Origin of the sequence: Pseudoxanthomonas sp. SE1, assembly GCF_029542205.1 — a bacterium.
Lineage (GTDB): Bacteria > Pseudomonadota > Gammaproteobacteria > Xanthomonadales > Xanthomonadaceae > Pseudoxanthomonas_A.
In genome coordinates this window covers 1,367,302-1,383,651 of record NZ_CP113783.1, presented here as the reverse complement: position 1 = coordinate 1,383,651, position 16,350 = coordinate 1,367,302, and the positions used below count along the sequence as shown (strand labels likewise).

General features: G+C 68.3%; 15 protein-coding genes. 11 read left to right on the top strand and 4 right to left on the bottom strand.

Annotated features, from left to right (window positions below; genetic code table 11):
- Nucleotide 1: 1 nt before the first annotated feature.
- Nucleotides 2-712, bottom strand: coding sequence for a two-component system response regulator CreB (creB, locus tag OY559_RS06360; protein WP_277729216.1), 711 nt, complete (start codon nucleotides 710-712; stop codon nucleotides 2-4).
- Here creB and rlmJ point away from each other — a divergent pair.
- The 6 genes from rlmJ to mfd all read left to right on the top strand — a co-directional run bounded on the left by rlmJ (nucleotide 711) and on the right by mfd (nucleotide 8,358).
- Entirely contained in the window at nucleotides 711-1,568 is an 858-nt protein-coding gene (gene rlmJ / locus OY559_RS06355; protein ID WP_277729215.1) for a 23S rRNA (adenine(2030)-N(6))-methyltransferase RlmJ, read from the top strand. The genes creB and rlmJ overlap by 2 nt on opposite strands.
- A gap of 82 nt (nucleotides 1,569-1,650) precedes the next feature.
- Nucleotides 1,651-2,604: a DUF808 domain-containing protein gene (locus tag OY559_RS06350; RefSeq protein ID WP_277729214.1), complete on the top strand. Its 954-nt coding sequence runs from the start codon at nucleotides 1,651-1,653 to the stop codon at nucleotides 2,602-2,604.
- Between the two features lie 55 nt (nucleotides 2,605-2,659).
- On the top strand, nucleotides 2,660-3,208 hold the full coding sequence (locus OY559_RS06345) for a GNAT family N-acetyltransferase (RefSeq protein WP_277729213.1): 549 nt from the start codon (nucleotides 2,660-2,662) through the stop codon (nucleotides 3,206-3,208).
- A gap of 116 nt (nucleotides 3,209-3,324) precedes the next feature.
- Nucleotides 3,325-4,374 (top strand): class I SAM-dependent methyltransferase, encoded by a 1,050-nt coding sequence (locus tag OY559_RS06340; RefSeq protein WP_277729212.1) that lies wholly within the window; start codon nucleotides 3,325-3,327, stop codon nucleotides 4,372-4,374.
- A gap of 19 nt (nucleotides 4,375-4,393) precedes the next feature.
- Entirely contained in the window at nucleotides 4,394-4,666 is a 273-nt protein-coding gene (locus OY559_RS06335; protein ID WP_277729211.1) for a DUF4242 domain-containing protein, read from the top strand.
- Nucleotides 4,667-4,770: 104 nt separating this feature from the next.
- A complete protein-coding gene (mfd, locus tag OY559_RS06330; protein WP_277729210.1) occupies nucleotides 4,771-8,358 on the top strand; it encodes a transcription-repair coupling factor in 3,588 nt (1,195 codons plus the stop codon).
- A 131-nt stretch (nucleotides 8,359-8,489) separates the two neighbouring features.
- Here mfd and OY559_RS06325 read toward each other — a convergent pair whose 3' ends face one another.
- Nucleotides 8,490-10,040, bottom strand: coding sequence for a phospholipase D family protein (locus tag OY559_RS06325; RefSeq protein WP_277729209.1), 1,551 nt, complete (start codon nucleotides 10,038-10,040; stop codon nucleotides 8,490-8,492).
- A 116-nt stretch (nucleotides 10,041-10,156) separates the two neighbouring features.
- On the opposite strand from OY559_RS06325, the gene OY559_RS06320 reads away from it, so the two are divergent.
- From OY559_RS06320 to OY559_RS06300, 5 genes are all read left to right on the top strand, one after another.
- Nucleotides 10,157-10,702, top strand: coding sequence for a SixA phosphatase family protein (locus OY559_RS06320; protein ID WP_277729208.1), 546 nt, complete (start codon nucleotides 10,157-10,159; stop codon nucleotides 10,700-10,702).
- Entirely contained in the window at nucleotides 10,699-11,364 is a 666-nt protein-coding gene (gene nfi, locus OY559_RS06315) for a deoxyribonuclease V (protein ID WP_277729207.1), read from the top strand. The genes OY559_RS06320 and nfi overlap by 4 nt, the downstream gene beginning before the upstream one ends.
- An 87-nt stretch (nucleotides 11,365-11,451) precedes the next feature.
- Nucleotides 11,452-12,315: a pirin family protein gene (locus OY559_RS06310; protein WP_277729206.1), complete on the top strand. Its 864-nt coding sequence runs from the start codon at nucleotides 11,452-11,454 to the stop codon at nucleotides 12,313-12,315.
- A 149-nt stretch (nucleotides 12,316-12,464) separates the two neighbouring features.
- Nucleotides 12,465-13,187 carry an aquaporin Z gene (aqpZ, locus tag OY559_RS06305; protein ID WP_142123942.1) on the top strand — a complete coding sequence of 241 codons (723 nt, stop codon included), beginning with the start codon at nucleotides 12,465-12,467 and terminating at the stop codon, nucleotides 13,185-13,187.
- 244 nt (nucleotides 13,188-13,431) lie between these two features.
- Entirely contained in the window at nucleotides 13,432-13,890 is a 459-nt protein-coding gene (locus OY559_RS06300) for a hypothetical protein (RefSeq protein ID WP_277729205.1), read from the top strand.
- Nucleotides 13,891-13,935: 45 nt separating this feature from the next.
- Here the strand turns inward: OY559_RS06300 and OY559_RS06295 are convergent, their stop codons facing one another.
- Both OY559_RS06295 and OY559_RS06290 read right to left on the bottom strand, forming a co-directional pair.
- On the bottom strand, nucleotides 13,936-14,796 hold the full coding sequence (locus tag OY559_RS06295) for a pirin family protein (RefSeq protein WP_277729204.1): 861 nt from the start codon (nucleotides 14,794-14,796) through the stop codon (nucleotides 13,936-13,938).
- Nucleotides 14,797-14,976: 180 nt separating this feature from the next.
- Nucleotides 14,977-16,338: an NAD-dependent succinate-semialdehyde dehydrogenase gene (locus OY559_RS06290; protein WP_277729203.1), complete on the bottom strand. Its 1,362-nt coding sequence runs from the start codon at nucleotides 16,336-16,338 to the stop codon at nucleotides 14,977-14,979.
- Nucleotides 16,339-16,350: the final 12 nt, after the last annotated feature.

The following is a 16,350-nucleotide window of genomic DNA, read 5'->3' as shown; positions in this document are numbered from 1 at the left end:
CTCAGGCCTCGATCGCGTAACCCAGGCCGCGATGGGTGCGGATCGGGTCGGGGTCGGCGCCAGCCGCGCGCAGCTTGGCGCGCAGTGTCTTGACGTGGGTGTCGACGGTGCGGTCGGCGCTGTCGGCGTCGCTGTCCCATCCGCGGTCCATCAGCTGCGCACGGCTGAGGATCGCGCCAGGCCGCTGCAGCAGCGCATCCAGCAGCGCGTACTCGTAGCGGGTCAGGTCCAGCACCTGCTGCCGGTAGCGGATGCGGTGGCCGTCGCGGTCGATGGCGAAGTCACCGCGCGCGGTCCATTCTCCCTCCGCGGCCTTGACGGTACCGCCGGCACGCCGCAGCCGGGCGCGCACGCGCGCCACCAGTTCGCGTGGCGAGAACGGCTTGGTGACGTAGTCGTCCGCGCCCAGTTCCAGGCCCAGCACGCGGTCGATCTCGTCGTTGCGCGCGGTCAGGAAGATCACCGGCACGTCGCTGAAACCTCGCAGTTCCCGGCAGACATCGAAGCCGCTGGCGTCGGGCAGGCCGACATCGAGCACCACCACGTCCACGCCACCGGCGCGCACGCGCGGCGCCACGTCGCGCGCCAGCAGGCAGTGGTCGGCTTCGATGCCTTCGCTGCGCAGGGCATACAGCACGGCATCGGCGATGGCGGCTTCGTCTTCGGCAATCAATACACGGGGCATGGCGCAAGCATATATGCTGCGCGCCATGAATTACCGCCACGCCTTCCACGCCGGCAACCATGCCGACGTCCTCAAGCACATCGTGCTGCTGGCCATGATCGAGGCGCTGAAACGCAAGGACGCGCCGTTCTTCGTGCTGGACACGCATGCCGGGCGCGGCCGTTACCTGCTGGGCGGCACGGAGAGCCGCAAGACCTCCGAGGCCGACGAAGGGGTGTTCAAGCTGCTCGACGCGCCGCGCATGCCGGAACTCGTCGAGGCCTATCTTCGCGCGGTGCAGGCAAGCAATCCGGTCGGGGCGCTGATCGCCTACCCCGGCTCACCGCTGCTGACCGCGCAGGCGCTGCGCGACCAGGACCGGCTGGCGGCCTGCGAACTGCAACCGGACGAGGCGCAGGCGCTGAAGGACCTGTTCGCCGGCGACGACCGCGTCGCCGTCCACGCACGCGACGGCTACGCTGCGATGAAGGCGTTGCTGCCACCCCGTGCGGGTTCGCAGCGGATCGCACGCGGCCTGGTGCTGATCGATCCGCCCTACGAAGCCCAGGATGCCGAGTACCCGCAGATCATCGCCTCGCTGCGCGATGCCCTGGAGCGTTGGCCGGCCGCGACCTATGCGGTCTGGTACCCCATCAAGCAGCGACGCACGCTGTCGCCGTTCTTCCGCAAGGCGACCTCGCTGCCCTCCAAGGGGGCGTTCGTCGCCGAATTGCAGGTCCGGCCGGATGACTCGCCGCTGCGCCTCACCGGCAGCGGCATGCTGGTACTCAATCCGCCCTGGCAACTGGACAAGGCGCTGGCGCCCGTGCTGCCGGCGCTCGCCGCCGCCCTGGGCGAGGCGGGCGCCAGCCACCGGCTGGAGTGGCTGCGCGCACCGGATTGACCCCCGCCGCGGGATTGCGCGGCCCGGTCAGGGGGCTGTGCGAGAATCGCGCCCTCCCCCTTCACGACGACGACCTTCATCTATGGCCGGATCCAGTCTCTTCGCCCTGATCGACGACATCGCCACGCTGCTGGACGATGTGTCCGTGATGACCAAGGTGGCCGCGAAGAAGACGGCCGGCGTGCTGGGCGACGACCTCGCGCTGAATGCCCAGCAGGTCACCGGCGTGAAGGCGGACCGCGAGTTGCCCGTGGTATGGGCCGTGGCGAAGGGGTCGGTGGTCAACAAGGCCATCCTGGTGCCGGCCGCCCTGGCGATCAGCGCGCTGGAAACCTGGCTGCACGGCAAGGGCTATAACATCCCGCTGGTGACGCCGCTGATGATGCTGGGCGGCGCCTTCCTCTGCTTCGAGGGCGTGGAGAAGCTTGCGCACAAGTTCCTGCATGGCAAGGACAAGGACAGCCAGCACCACGCCGACCTGGTCAAGGCGGTGCAGGACACGAACGTGGACATGGTCGCGTTCGAGAAGGACAAGATCCGCGGCGCCATCCGTACCGACTTCATCCTGTCGGCGGAGATCATCGTCATTTCGCTGGGCACGCTGACGGGACGCACCTTCATGGAGCAGGTGCTCACGCTGGTGGCGATCTCCGCGATCATGACCGTGGGCGTGTACGGCCTGGTGGGCGGCATCGTGAAGCTGGACGATGCCGGCCTGGCATTGACTTCGGATGTCCGCGAGAACGGCTGGGCGCGGTTCAAGCGCGCCTTCGGCCGCGGCATCCTCTACAGCGCGCCCTACCTGATGAAATTCCTTTCGATCGCCGGCACCGCCGCGATGTTCCTCGTCGGTGGCGGCATTCTCGTGCACAGCATCCCGGCGCTGCACCACGTCATCCAGCCTTACGCGGAAGGCAGCGCGGGCTGGTTGTGGGAAGGCCTGTTCAATGCAGGCGTCGGCATCGTGGCCGGCGCGATCGTCGTGGCCGTGGTCACCGCCTTCTCGCGCCTGCGCGGCAAACGCCACGGCGCCTGAACCAGCGGCGCCACGGCCCTCGCCCCGTCTCCGGATTTCATGCGAGCATCACATCATGACCGCACCGAAACGCCTCCCGCCCTGGCACGAACACTTCCGTCTGCCCAACGGGCGCGAACTGTTGATCCGGCCGATCCGGCCTGAAGACGCCGGCCCCATCCAGGGCGCATTCGGACTGCTGGGTCCGGAGGAAATACGTCACCGCTTCCTCTACGCGCTGAAGGAACTCACGCCGGAGATGGCGCAGCGGCTGGCGCACCCTGACCCCAACACCGAATTCGCGCTGGTCGCCGCCGAAACGTTGCCCCCGGGCGAAGCGCTGGTGGGTGCGGTGGCCCGCGCGGCCATGGTGGCGCGCACACGCGATGCCGAGTTCGCCATCCTGGTCAGCCACTTCATCGCCGGCCAGGGGCTGGGCCGCCACCTGATGCGCAAGCTCGCCAAGTGGGCGCGTTCCAAGAAGCTCGACCGCCTGTATGGCGACGTGCTGGATTCCAACCAGCCGATGCTCGCGCTGGCGCAGTCGCTGGGGTTCAAGCGCGTGCGCGAGAACGACGGCTCGGGCCTGGTCCGCGTGGTACTGGATCTCAACGAAGAAGCCTGAGCCGCGCGCAGCGCTGGCGTTCCGATCAGCGGCCATCCCGGCATCGGCGCGCAGGCGTACCCTGCCGTGCAGGGGGCTCGCGGCAAGCCCTGCCGTGCTTGCCAAGGTCACGGCCCATGAGTACCGACAATGACCGCCTGAACGCGTTCCTCGGCCGCGCGGTCGGCGATCTGGGGGCAGCGATCAGCGCCACGCTTATGCTGGTGGGCGACCGCCTGGGCTTGTACCGCGCGCTGGCGGATTCCCCGGGCACGCCTGCCGACCTCGCCCAGCGTACGCACACGCATGAGCGCTACATCCGCGAATGGCTGGCCAACCAGGCCGCCGGCGGCTATGTGACCTACGACGCCGAAAGCGGCCGTTATTCGCTCGATGACGCGCAGGCGCTCTGCCTGGCCAACCCCGACAGTCCCGTCGACCTGGCCGGCGCCTATTACATCGTCGAAGCCGCCTTCCATGCACTGGAGCGCACCACCGAGAACTTCCGCAGCGGCCAGGGCATGGAATGGGGCGAGCACCACGCCTGCCTGTTCCATGGCACCGAGCGCTTCTTCCGCGCTGGTTACCACGCCCACCTGCTGGCCGAATGGTTGCCCGCGCTGGACGGCGTGGTGGACAAGCTCGCGCACGGCGCATTGGTGGCGGACGTTGGCTGCGGCCATGGCGCCAGCACGGTACTGATGGCCAGGGCTTTCCCGCATTCGCAGTTCGTCGGCTACGACTACCACGCGGATTCGATCCGCACCGCCAACGAACGCGCGCAGGCAAGCGGCGTGCGCAATGCGCGCTTCGAGGTGGCCGACGCGGTCAGCTACGGCGAAGAGGGCCTGGACCTGGTGACGTTCTTCGACTGCCTGCACGACATGGGCGACCCGATCGGTGCGGCACGACACGCCCACGACGCCCTCAAACCGGACGGCCACTGCCTGCTGGTGGAGCCCTTCGCCGGCGACCATGTGCAAGACAATCTCAATGCGGTGGGGCGCGTGTACTACGGCGCGTCGTCGCAGATCTGCGTGCCGGTGTCGCTGGCCCGCCATGGACCGGCGCTTGGCGCCCAGGCTGGCCAGGCCCGGCTGCACCAGGTCATGGCGGAAGGCGGATTCCGGCGTTTCCGGCGCGCGGCACAAACGCCGTTCAACCTGGTACTGGAAGCCCGCCCCTGAGCCCGCCGAGGAGATCGCCATGCCCCGTTACCTCATCGAACGCGACATCGAGGGGGCTGGCCTGATGACGCCGGCCGAACTGAAGGCCGTCTCGCAGAAGTCCTGCAGCGTGTTGTCCGAGCTCGGCCCGCTGGTGCAGTGGGAACACAGCTATGTCACCGACGACAAGGTCTATTGCGTCTACCGCGCCCCCAGCGAAGCGCTGGTCCGCGAACACGCACGCCTTGGTGGCTTCCCGGCCAACCGCATTTCCACGGTGACGCAGGTGATCGACCCCCTCACCGCCGAGTGATCCGTCCCGGGCGTGACGGCCCGTCGGCGCGCACTTGGTAAACTCCACCTCCCTTTGCGCTGGGCACCCCATGGTGTCCGGCGCTGCCGCTGTTTTGTGTACCCATGACCGATACCAAGAAACCTGCCCCGCCCGCTCCGCCCCTGCCTCGTGGCGGCCAGTCCCGCGCCTGGTGGCGCGCGCCCGCGTCGCCCACCGCGCTGGCCTGGTCCATCGCCTCCGCCGCGCGCGCGCATGACGGGCCATTACTGGTCGTTGCGCGCGACAACCACGAAGCGCACCAGGTGGAAGCGGACCTGCACACCTTGCTGGGCACGGTGGCCGACGTGCCGGTGGTGCCGTTCCCGGATTGGGAGACGCTGCCCTACGACCAGTTCAGCCCGCACCCGGACATCGTGTCGCAGCGCCTGGCCGCGCTGCACCGCCTGCCCACGCTGGCGCGCGGCATCGTGATCGTGCCGGTGCAGACGCTGATGCAGCGCCTGTCGCCGCTGCGCCACATCGTTGGCGGCAGCTTCGACTATCGCGTCGGACAGCAACTCGATTTCGATGCCGAGAAACGCCGCCTGGAAGCCGCCAGCTACCGCCATGTCCCGCAAGTGCTGGACCCGGGCGACTTCGCCGTGCGTGGCGGCCTGCTGGATGTCTATCCGATGGGCGCGGAGGCGCCGCTGCGGATCGAACTGCTTGACGACAGCATCGACTCGATCCGCCATTTCGACCCGGAAAGCCAGCGCTCGCTCGACCGGACCGATGCCGTGCGATTGCTGCCCGGGCGCGAAGTGCCCCTGGACGAGCGGTCGGTGGAGCGCGCGATGACGCTGCTGCGCGACCGCTTCGACGTGGACACGCGCCGCAGTGCGCTCTATCAGGACCTCAAGTCCGGTTTGGCACCGGCGGGCGTGGAGTACTACCTCCCGCTGTTCTTCGACCAGACCTCCACGCTGTTCGACTATCTGCAGGAAAACACGCTGCCCGTGCTCACCGACGGCTTCGGTGAAGCCGCTGAGGCCTTCTGGGCGCAGACACGCAACCGCTACGAGCAGCGCCGCCACGACATCGAACGCCCGCTGTTGCCGCCGGAAGAGCTGTACCTGCCGCCGGATGGCCTGCGCGAGCAACTCAACCAGCGCGCGCGCGTGGAAGTCTGCGGTCCCCAGCACAACCGCCATCTCGACGCGCTGCCGCTGGGCGACCAGCCATTGCCGCCGCTGCCAGTCGCGGCGAAGGACGCACCTGCGGGCGAGGCCCTGAAGTCGTTCCTCGGCCACTACCCGGGCCGCGTGCTGATCGCCGCTGACTCGCCCGGTCGCCGCGAGGCCCTGCTGGAAGTGCTGCAGGCGGCGGAGCTGAAGCCGGTGGTCGTCGCCGATTTTGCCGCCTTCTTCCCTTCTCCCTCCGGGAGAAGGTGGCGCGAAGCGCCGGATGAGGGTGCGGCGGAGACCTCGACAACGGAACCATCGCGCACCTCCCGCGCCCCCACCCCGACCCCTCTCCCGGAGGGAGAGGGGCTTCCCCGCTTCGCGATCGGCGTGGCGCCACTGGAAGACGGTTTCGCACTGGACGACCCGTGCATCGCGGTACTCACCGAGCGCCAGCTGTTCCCCGAGCGCGCCACCCAGGCGCACCGCCGCAAACGCACCGGCCGCGAGCCCGAGGCGATCATCCGCGACCTCGGCGAACTGACCGAAGGCGCGCCCATCGTCCATGAAGACCACGGCGTCGGCCGCTATCGCGGACTGATCGCGATGGACGTGGGCGGCATGCCGGGCGAGTTCCTCGAGATCGAATACGCCAAGGGCGACCGCCTGTACGTGCCGGTGGCGCAGCTGCACCTGATCAGCCGCTACTCCGGCGCGTCGGTGGAAACGGCGCCGCTGCATTCGCTCGGTGGCGAGGCATGGGCCAAGGCCAAGAAAAAGGCCGCCGAGAAGGTCCGCGACGTCGCCGCCGAACTGCTGGAAATCCAGGCACGCCGGCAGGCGCGCGCCGGCCTGGCGCTGCACCTGGACCGCGCGATGTACGAACCGTTCGCGGCCGGCTTCCCGTTCGAGGAGACGCCCGATCAGCACCATGCCATCGAAGCCGTCATCCGCGACCTGGCCAGCAGCCAGCCGATGGACCGCGTGGTCTGCGGCGACGTGGGCTTCGGCAAGACCGAAGTCGCCGTGCGTGCCGCGTTCGCCGCCGCCAGCGCCGGCAAGCAGGTGGCGGTGCTGGTGCCCACCACACTGCTGGCCGAGCAGCACTACCGCAACTTCCGCGACCGCTTCGCCGACTGGCCGCTGAAGGTGGAAGTGCTGTCGCGCTTCAAGACCACCAAGGAGATCAAGGCCGAGCTCGACCGCCTGGCGGAAGGCAAGCTGGACGTCATCGTCGGCACGCATCGCCTGCTGCAACCGGACGTGAAGTTCAAGGATCTCGGGCTGGTGATCGTGGACGAGGAACAGCGCTTCGGCGTGCGCCAGAAGGAAGCGCTGAAGGCGTTGCGCGCGAACGTGCACCTGCTGACGCTGACCGCCACGCCCATCCCGCGCACGCTCAACATGGCCATGGCCGGCCTGCGCGACCTGTCCATCATCGCCACGCCGCCGGCCAACCGCATGGCCGTGCAGACCTTCGTCACGCCATGGGACGCGGCGATGCTGAAGGAGGCCTTCCAGCGCGAGCTGTCGCGCGGCGGCCAGGTGTACTTCCTGCACAACGATGTGGAAAGCATCGGGCGCATGCAGCGCGACCTGCAGGAACTGGTGCCGGAAGCGCGCATCGGCGTGGCGCACGGCCAGATGCCGGAACGCGAGCTGGAACAGGTGATGCTGGATTTCCAGAAGCAGCGCTTCAACGTGCTGCTGTGCACGACCATCATCGAGTCCGGCATCGACATACCCAACGCCAACACCATCATCATGAACCGCGCCGACAAGTTCGGCCTGGCGCAGCTTCACCAGCTGCGCGGGCGCGTCGGCCGTTCGCACCATCGCAGCTACGCGTACCTCGTGGTGCCGGACAAGCGCAGCATCACCGCCGATGCGCAACGCCGGCTGGACGCGATCGCCTCGATGGACGAGTTGGGCGCCGGCTTCACCCTGGCCACGCACGATCTCGAAATCCGTGGCGCCGGCGAACTGCTGGGCGAAGACCAGAGTGGCCAGATGGCGGAGGTGGGCTTCAGCCTGTACACCGAACTGCTCGAGCGCGCGGTGCGTTCGATCAAGGCCGGCCACCTGCCCGACGTGGACCTGGGCCAGGAACGCCGCGGCGCGGAAGTCGAACTGAACGTGCCGTCGTTGATCCCGGATGACTACCTGCCCGACGTGCACACGCGCCTGACCCTGTACAAGCGCATCAGCAGCGCGCGCGACAAGGACGAACTGCGCGACCTGCAGGTGGAGATGATCGACCGCTTCGGCCTGCTTCCGGACCCGGCCAAGTACCTGTTCGCCACGGCGGAACTGAAACTCGCCGCGAACGAGATGGGCATACGCAAGCTGGAGCTGGGCGAGCATGGCGGCCGCATCGTGTTCGAGACCAAGCCGAAGATCGACCCGATGGCGGTCATCCAGCTGATCCAGAAGCAGCCGAAGCTCTACACCATGGACGGCCCGGACAAGCTGCGCATCAAGGTGCCCCTGCCGGACGCGCCCGACCGCTTCAATGCGGCGAAGGGCCTGTTGACCACGCTGGCCACATGATTCGTAGCGTGCGCTGTGCGCACGACCGCGGGTGTTGACGGATCACGCGGTAGTGCGCATGGCCGACCCGTAGCGTGCGCCATGCGCACGACGCGCGGCTTGACCTCGTGCGGTCGTGCGCGTGGCGCACGCTACAGTTGGGACTCGACCGGCAGCCAGCCGATGGCGCGTGCGGTCCAGCGACGCCATACGCTGGCTTCCGGCTCGCGGTCCCAGACGCGCGGTGGCTGTTGCGAGGCGTCTTCCCAGCGCAGCGCGCCATCCTGCAGGTACACGCGATAGCTCGTGTCCGGCGCGATCTTGGCCTGGTAGCTGCGCAGCAGTGCGGCGGCGGCGCCACGGTCGCGGAACAGCACGCCCATCTCGGTGTTGAGGTTGACCGAGCGCGGGTCGAGATTGAAGGAACCGATGAAGCCGGCGTCATCGTCCACGGCGAAGGCCTTCGTATGCAGGCTGGCACCGCTGGAACCGAACAGGCTGCTGTCCTGGTCGCCATGCGGCATCAGCTCGAACAGCGTCACGCCGCCTTCCAGCAACGGTACCCGGTAGGGAGCGTATCCCCCATGCACGGCCATGACGTCGTTGGCGGCCAGCGAGTTCGTCAGTACGCTGACATCCACCCCCTGCGCACGCCTGGCCACCAGCCAGCGCGTGCCCTCGTCGCCCGGCACGAAGTACGGCGAGATCACCCGGAGTTCGCGCTTGGCCTCACCCATCGCCTTGCCCAGCCGGTGGACCAGCCACTGGCCCTGTCCTTCCCCCCGGCCCTTGGAGGCGGGATCGGAATACACACCCACATCGTCCAGCCAGTGCAGCGTATTGCCTCCCGCCAGCGCGCGGACGCCGGGTGAACGCCGCAACCTCGCCACATAGTCGCCCGCCTGCGCGGACGCATAGCCGGCATCGCCGTTCTCGCGCAACCGCTCCAGCGCGCCCTCCTCCGCGGTCGTCAGCGCTGCGAGCGGAATGACCGAGGCGCTGTTCCAGAAGTCGTCGAAGATTGCCGCTGCCTGTGCGACCGCAGGTCCGACCAGTACCGCATCCAGATCGAGGAAATTGGTCTGCGCGGCGGCGTCGAAATACTCGTCGCCCACATTGCGGCCGCCCACGACGGCCACGCGTCCATCGGCGATCCAGGCCTTGTTGTGCATGCGGCGGTTCATGCTGACCGGGCGCAGCAGCATCTCGCTGGCGCGCCCCAGTACGCCGGCACGACTGCGCGAAGGATTGAACAGGCGCACCTCGATGTTGCGATGTGCATCCAGCGCAGCCAGGTGGGAGTCCTTGCCGTGCGCGGTCATGTCGTCCAGCAACAGGCGCACGCGCACGCCGCGGTCGGCCGCGCGCAGCGCTTCATAGCTCAGCAGGTTGCCGGTGAAGTCCTGGTTCCAGATGTAGTACTGCAGGTCCAGGCTGCGGCCCGCCGCACGCGCCGTGGCGGCGCGTACCGTGAAGGCGTCCAGGTTGTCCGACAACAGCGCCATGCCGCTCTGCCCGCGACGTTCGTGCAGCATCGGCGCAATGGCACGATCGAGTGCCGTCGCATCGGCCGCCGTCGGCAACGACTGCGACGCCGGACCGCGCGCGCCCTCGGCAAATCGACCGTAGCTGTACAGCGCCATCGCCGACGCCACCACCAGCAACAGCAGGGCTATGCCCACCCGGCGCAGCCACTTGCGCATGGTCTCCCCCTCTTCACGGACCTGGCCCTATCGTAGCCGCAGCGCCGTGACGACACCGCTTGCGCCGGGCCACCGTCCGTTGCACGCTCGCCGCCCGCCCTTCATCCAGGAATGTCATGCGCCTGCCGCACCGGTTCCGCTTTCCCGTCCTGTTGCTGCTGGCATCGCTCGCCTCCGGCTGCGGCACGCTGTCGCCTCGCGAACCGTCCGCGCCCCTGACGTACGTGGTGGTACGCCATGCCGAGAAGGCGACCGACGACGCCGAGGATCCCAGCCTCTCCGCGGCAGGACGGGCGCGTGCGCGCATCCTCGCCGAGCGCCTGCGTGATGCCCCGCTGACGGCCGTCTATGCCACCGAGTTCCGGAGAACGCAGCAAACCGCGCATCCCGTCGCGGAGACGCATTCGGTCCCGGTGACGGCGTACTACGCGCGCGGTCCGGCCGGCGAGATCGCCATGCATTGGAAACAGGCGCATCGCGCCGGCACCGTGCTCGTCGTCGGCCACAGCAATACCGTGCCCGAGCTGGTCGCCGCGCTGTGCGGATGCGCGACCGCGCCCATGGACGACAACGAGTACGACCGCGTGTCCCTCGTTCGCATCGGCGCCGATGGCCGCGCCACGCTCGAAGTGCAGCGCTACGGCGCGCCATCGACCCCATGAGTCGCGTGTTCGGCGATTGGGACGGCAGCATCGCGGATGCGCGACGCCTGCAGGAACGCCTCGCCGGTGAAGTGGCGGTACGCGATGACGTACCTGAAGCACCGCGCTGGCTGGCGGGTTTCGATGTCGGTTTCGAAGACGAAGGCGCCGTCACGCGCGCCGCCGCCGTGCTGCTCGCCGCCGACACGCTGCAACCCGTTGCGTCGGAGGTGGTGCGCGTCCCCACCTCCATGCCCTACGTCCCCGGCCTGCTGAGCTTCCGTGAGCTGCCCGCGCTGATTGCCGCGCTCGACCGCCTGCCGCACGCGCCCGACCTTGCGTTCATCGATGGCCAGGGCATCGCCCATCCGCGCAGGCTCGGCATCGCCGCGCATTTCGGCGTGGCGACCGGACTGCCCAGCATCGGCGTGGCGAAAAACGTGCTGTGCGGCAAGCACGACGCGCTTGGCGCGACGCCCGGAGAGCGCACGCCCCTCATCCATCGCGGCGAGCAGATCGGCTGGGCGCTGCGCAGCAAGGTGCGCTGCAATCCGTTGATCGTGTCGCCTGGCCACCGGGTGTCGATGCAGGGCGCTCTCGACTGGGTACTGCGTGCCCTGCGTGGCTACCGCCTGCCGGAGCCGACGCGACTGGCGGACCGGCTGGCGTCGCGGCGCGACTGATCCCTCGCGCAACAATCCGTTTCCGTTCCGTCGCAGGCATGCGCCATGTCCCGTGCGATGCTTCGTCCTCTCCCGGAGGATCTGCCCATGACCACGATCATCGCACCCCGCGTGCACGACCTCGGCGGCGGCTTCAACGTGCGCCGCGCCGTCCCCAGCCTGCAGGCCCGCAGCGTGGGACCGTTCGTATTCGTCGACCACATGGGGCCGGCGGTGTTCGAGCCCGGGCGCGGCATCGATGTCCGCCCGCATCCGCACATCGGCCTGGCCACGGTGACGTTCCTCTGGTCCGGCGCGATCAACCACAAGGACACGCTGGGTTCGGAACAGGTGATCACCCCCGGCGACGTCAACTGGATGACCGCCGGCCGCGGCATCGCCCACTCCGAACGCACGCCGGTGGACGTCCGCACCGGCCAGCATGCGGTGCACGGCATGCAGACCTGGGTGGCGCTGCCGACGTCGTACGAAGAAGTCGCGCCCGAGTTCCATCACCACGCGGCGGCCACGCTGCCAGTGCTGGACCGCCCGGGCGTCCGGTTGCGCGTCATTGCCGGCCAGGCATATGGCCAGGAATCGCCGGTGAAGGTATTCAGCGGCACGTTCAACGTTGCCATCGACCTGCAGCCGGACGCGGAGTTGGAGATCGACAACGACCACGCCGAACGCGCGCTCTACATCCTCGAGGGCGACGCCCAGGTGGACGGCGCCGACATCCCGGAGAAGCATCTGGTGGTGTTCGACCGTGGCACCCGACCGGTGCTGCGCGCGAAGACGCCGCTCAAGGGCCTGCTGATGGGCGGCGAGCCGCTCGATGCACCGCGTCATATCTGGTGGAATTTCGTTTCCAGTTCGAAGGAGCGCATCGAACAGGCCAAGCAGGACTGGCTGGACGGCCGCTTCGGCCATGTGCCGGGTGAAACCGAGTTCATTCCCTTGCCCGAGCGCTGATGGACCCGCGTGCATCCGGCAAATGTGACACCTCCTTCATTGCCGTTTGAATGCGCCCGGCATAACGCAAAGCAAACACTTGCGACGCGCGGCTTCCGCTATCGTGCGCGCACCGTCATGTGACGGGACGCACACCGATGGGGGTTGGCATGAGTCTGGCAAAGAAGCTCGCAGCGGAGTTCCTGGGAACATTCTGGTTGGTGCTGGGCGGCTGCGGCAGCGCAGTGTTGGCAGCCCATTTCGGCGGCGACGGCAACCCGCTCGGCATCGGTTTTCTCGGCGTGGCACTGGCTTTCGGCCTGACCGTGCTCACTGGCGCTTATGCGTTCGGCCACATCTCGGGCGGGCACTTCAACCCGGCGGTGAGTTTCGGGCTGTGGGCGGGCGGCCGGTTCCCGGTCAAGGACCTGGTGCCGTACATCGTGGCGCAGGTGCTGGGCGGCCTCGCGGCCGGCTTCATCCTGTGGCAGATCGCCAGCGGCAATCCGGCCTTCGCGGTCGATCCGAACGCGGCAGGCGCCTTCGCCAGCAATGGCTACGGCGCGATGTCGCCCGGCGGCTACTCGGTGGCGGCGGCATTCCTGACCGAAGTGGTGCTCACGGCGTTCTTCCTGATCGTCATCATGGGCTCGACCCATGGACGCGCGCCCGCCGGCTTCGCACCGATCGCGATCGGCCTGGCGCTGACCCTGATCCACCTGATCAGCATCCCGGTCACCAACACCTCGGTGAACCCGGCACGCTCCACCGCAGTGGCGCTGTTCGCCGGCCCGGCGGCCATCGGGCAGCTGTGGCTGTTCTGGCTGGCCCCGATCCTGGGCGGCCTGATCGGCGGCATGCTGTACGGCTGGATGGGACGGGACCGCGACTGAACCCTTCGGCCTGTGCCCGGAAACACCGGGCACAGGCCCGACAAGCGGCGTGACGGGTGTCGCCGTTCGGCCACGCCTTGCGTTGTTTTGCGACGCAGCATGGGCTATGGTCGGGTCAACTGCCGGGGGAAAACGGCAGCCGACGTCGTGGAATGCCAGGGGACTACGCAGCGGCCGCACGCGGCCTGCCACGACGCGGACGAATTGGCTCCGCCTGCCGGGGCGCTCCATCCAGGGGATTTCCATGAAGACCGTGATTGCCGCTTGCCTTTGCCTCTTTTCCGCCTCCGCGTGGGCGCAGGCTGCCCCAGCGTGCCCCACCCTGCCCGCCAACGCCGGCCTGCAATGGGAACAGCGCGCCGACGCCAGCTTCATCGCCTGCAAGGCGGTCACCGCCGATGGGCGCCAGGTACTGAACGTGATGCTGACCTCGCGCGACCCCAAGATCCGCCTGGAACGGCGCCTGCGCGAAGAAGAAAGCACGTTCTCCGGCGAGGAGATCTACTGGTACAAGCTGGACCTGGGCGGACGCGACGTGCCCGGCATGGAGTCCCGCCGCATCACCGTGGTCGAACTCGACGACGACCAGTACGCGCAGGTCTGGATCAACGCGGACTCGGCGGAAGAACTGGGCTCGATGATTTCGCTGGCCCAGCAACTCGATGTGCGTGCGGCCAGCGCGCAGCTGTCCGCCGGCAACTGACGCCACCGGCGGCATCCACGGCGGGAAGCGATTCCGCCCTTCGCGTCAGAACCGGCCTTCCTGGAAGTCGACGAAGGCTTGCATCAGTTCCTGCCGCGTGTTCATCACGAAGGGGCCATGCCGCATGACGGGTTCGCGCAGCGGGCGGCCCGCCACCAGGATCAACCGCGCAGGCTGGCTGCCTGCACGTAGCTGCAGCGTGTCGCCACCGCCCAGCACCCCCATCTCGTGCGTGTCCAGCGGGCGGGCTTCGTCGCCCTCGCCCACCGTCAGCGCGCCTTCGAACACGTAGGCGAACGCGTTGTGGCCCGCGGGCAACGTGTAGTCCCACGCATGTCCGGGCTGCAGCGAAATGTCGAGATAGACCGGATCGGTGGCCGGTTGGGAGATCGGGCCCTGCGTGTCGCCGACGGCGCCCGCGATGACCTTCACCACGATTCCCTTGGCCGGATGTGCAACCGGGATCTTCTCCGGTGCGAATTCCTGGTACTTCGGCGCCGTCATCTTGTCGCGCGCCGGCAGGTTCACCCACAGCTGGAAGCCGCGCATGCGCCCGGATTCCTGTTCGGGCATCTCCGAATGCACCAGGCCACGACCGGCGGTCATCCACTGCACCGCACCCGGCGTCAGCAGGCCTTCGTTGCCGTGGTTGTCGCGATGGCGCATGCGGCCGTCCAGCATGTAGGTGACGGTTTCAAAGCCGCGGTGAGGATGCTCGGGAAAACCGGCAAGGTAATCCTCGGCCTTGTCCGTGCCGAACTCGTCCAGCAGCAGGAACGGATCCAGGTCCGGCAGGTCGGGGCCCCCGATCACGCGGGTCAGCTTGACGCCGGCGCCGTCGGACGTGGGTCGGCCGCGGATCGTGCGGATCACGCGGGCGGGCGTGGTATCGGTCAGGGTGTTCATGGTGCCTCCAGTTCGACTGCCGACAAGATGGCACCGGCATGGCGGCTTAGGAACGGCGGCCACCGTAACCATCCGTTCCACCGTTGGATCGCAACGGACGTGGGAGCGACGTGAGTCGCGAGGCTTTCAGGCTTCCCGGTTCGCGACTCACGTCGCTCCCACGTCCGTTGCCGGCAAGTCTCAGGCCACGTAGACCGACTTGATGTTCATGAACTCGTGGATGCCGTGCTCGGCCAGCTCGCGGCCGAAACCGGAGCGCTTGGTGCCGCCGAACGGCAGGCGCACGTCGCTGCGGACGATGGCGTTGACGAAGGCGGCACCCACCTGTAGCTGCCGCGCGATGCGGTCGCCCCGCTCCACGTCCTTCGTCCACACGCTGCCCCCCAGGCCGAACGTGGTGTCGTTGGCCACGCGCACGGCTTCGGCATCGTCCTTAACCCGCAGGATGCTGGCCACCGGGCCGAAGAGTTCTTCCTCGTAGGCCGGCATGCCGGGCACGACCGCATCAAGGATCGAAGCCGGATAACCGGCATGCGACGCATCGGGCTGGCCGCCCAACAGCACCTTCGCACCCTTCGACACGCTGGCCTGCACCTGCTTGTGCAGTTCGTCGCGCAGGTCCTGGCGCGCCATTGGTGCCAGCGTGGTGGCCTCGTCCTGGGGATCGCCCAGCTGCAGCTTCGATGCCGCCTCGACGAAGCGCTTCACGAATTCGTCCGCGATCGCGTCCTGCACGATGAAGCGCTTGGCCGCGATGCAGGTCTGGCCCGCGTTGCCGAAGCGCGACGCCACCGCGCCGGCCACCGTCTTCTCCAGGTCGGCATCGTCCAGCACGATGAAGGCATCGCTGCCACCCAGTTCCATCACGCTCTTTTTCAACTGGCTGCCGGCATTCGCGGCGACGGAACGCCCGGCGCGTTCGCTGCCGGTCAGCGTCACGGCGACGACACGCGCATCGCGGATCACCTCGGCTGCCTGGTCGTTGTCGATATGCAGCACGCCGAACACGCCGTCCGGCAAGCCGGCGGTCGACAGCACCTCGCCGATGATGTCGGCGCAGCGCGGCACGTTGCTCGCATGCTTGAGTACGGCCACGTTGCCGGCCATGAAGGCGGGCGCGAGGAATCGGAAGACCTGCCATATCGGGAAATTCCACGGCATCACCGCCAGCACGCAGCCGAGCGGCTCGTAGCGCACGTAGCTCCGCTGGCCGTCGGTGGCGACGGGCTGGTCCTGCAGGTAATCGGCCGCGTGGTCGGCGTAGTAGTCGCAGGCGCCGGCACACTTGTCGACTTCGGCCAGGGCTTCCTTGCGCAGCTTGCCCATCTCGGCCGTCATGATGCGCTGGATGTCATCGCGGCGGCGGCGCAGTTCGGCCCCGACCGCACGCAGCCGCTTGCCCCGCTCGGTGAGCGACAGTGCGGCCCAGCTCGGAAACGCCTGCTGCGACGCCGCCAGCACGGCATCCACCTGCGCGGAGGTCATCAGTTCGTGGCAGTAGTCGACCTTGCCGGTCGCCGGATTGATGGTTTCGACGGTCATGGGAGATTCTCT

What these genes read in the sequence shown, in the direction of transcription:
- rlmJ (WP_277729215.1), top strand. Translation starts at nt 711, where the DNA reads ATGAATTACCGCCACGCCTTCCACGCCGGCAACCATGCCGACGTCCTC.
- creB (WP_277729216.1), bottom strand. Translation starts at nt 712, where the DNA reads ATGGCGCGCAGCATATATGCTTGCGCCATGCCCCGTGTATTGATTGCC.
- OY559_RS06350 (WP_277729214.1), top strand. Translation starts at nt 1,651, where the DNA reads ATGGCCGGATCCAGTCTCTTCGCCCTGATCGACGACATCGCCACGCTG.
- OY559_RS06345 (WP_277729213.1), top strand. Translation starts at nt 2,660, where the DNA reads ATGACCGCACCGAAACGCCTCCCGCCCTGGCACGAACACTTCCGTCTG.
- OY559_RS06340 (WP_277729212.1), top strand. Translation starts at nt 3,325, where the DNA reads ATGAGTACCGACAATGACCGCCTGAACGCGTTCCTCGGCCGCGCGGTC.
- OY559_RS06335 (WP_277729211.1), top strand. Translation starts at nt 4,394, where the DNA reads ATGCCCCGTTACCTCATCGAACGCGACATCGAGGGGGCTGGCCTGATG.
- mfd (WP_277729210.1), top strand. Translation starts at nt 4,771, where the DNA reads ATGACCGATACCAAGAAACCTGCCCCGCCCGCTCCGCCCCTGCCTCGT.
- OY559_RS06325 (WP_277729209.1), bottom strand. Translation starts at nt 10,040, where the DNA reads ATGCGCAAGTGGCTGCGCCGGGTGGGCATAGCCCTGCTGTTGCTGGTG.
- OY559_RS06320 (WP_277729208.1), top strand. Translation starts at nt 10,157, where the DNA reads ATGCGCCTGCCGCACCGGTTCCGCTTTCCCGTCCTGTTGCTGCTGGCA.
- nfi (WP_277729207.1), top strand. Translation starts at nt 10,699, where the DNA reads ATGAGTCGCGTGTTCGGCGATTGGGACGGCAGCATCGCGGATGCGCGA.
- OY559_RS06310 (WP_277729206.1), top strand. Translation starts at nt 11,452, where the DNA reads ATGACCACGATCATCGCACCCCGCGTGCACGACCTCGGCGGCGGCTTC.
- aqpZ (WP_142123942.1), top strand. Translation starts at nt 12,465, where the DNA reads ATGAGTCTGGCAAAGAAGCTCGCAGCGGAGTTCCTGGGAACATTCTGG.
- OY559_RS06300 (WP_277729205.1), top strand. Translation starts at nt 13,432, where the DNA reads ATGAAGACCGTGATTGCCGCTTGCCTTTGCCTCTTTTCCGCCTCCGCG.
- OY559_RS06295 (WP_277729204.1), bottom strand. Translation starts at nt 14,796, where the DNA reads ATGAACACCCTGACCGATACCACGCCCGCCCGCGTGATCCGCACGATC.
- OY559_RS06290 (WP_277729203.1), bottom strand. Translation starts at nt 16,338, where the DNA reads ATGACCGTCGAAACCATCAATCCGGCGACCGGCAAGGTCGACTACTGC.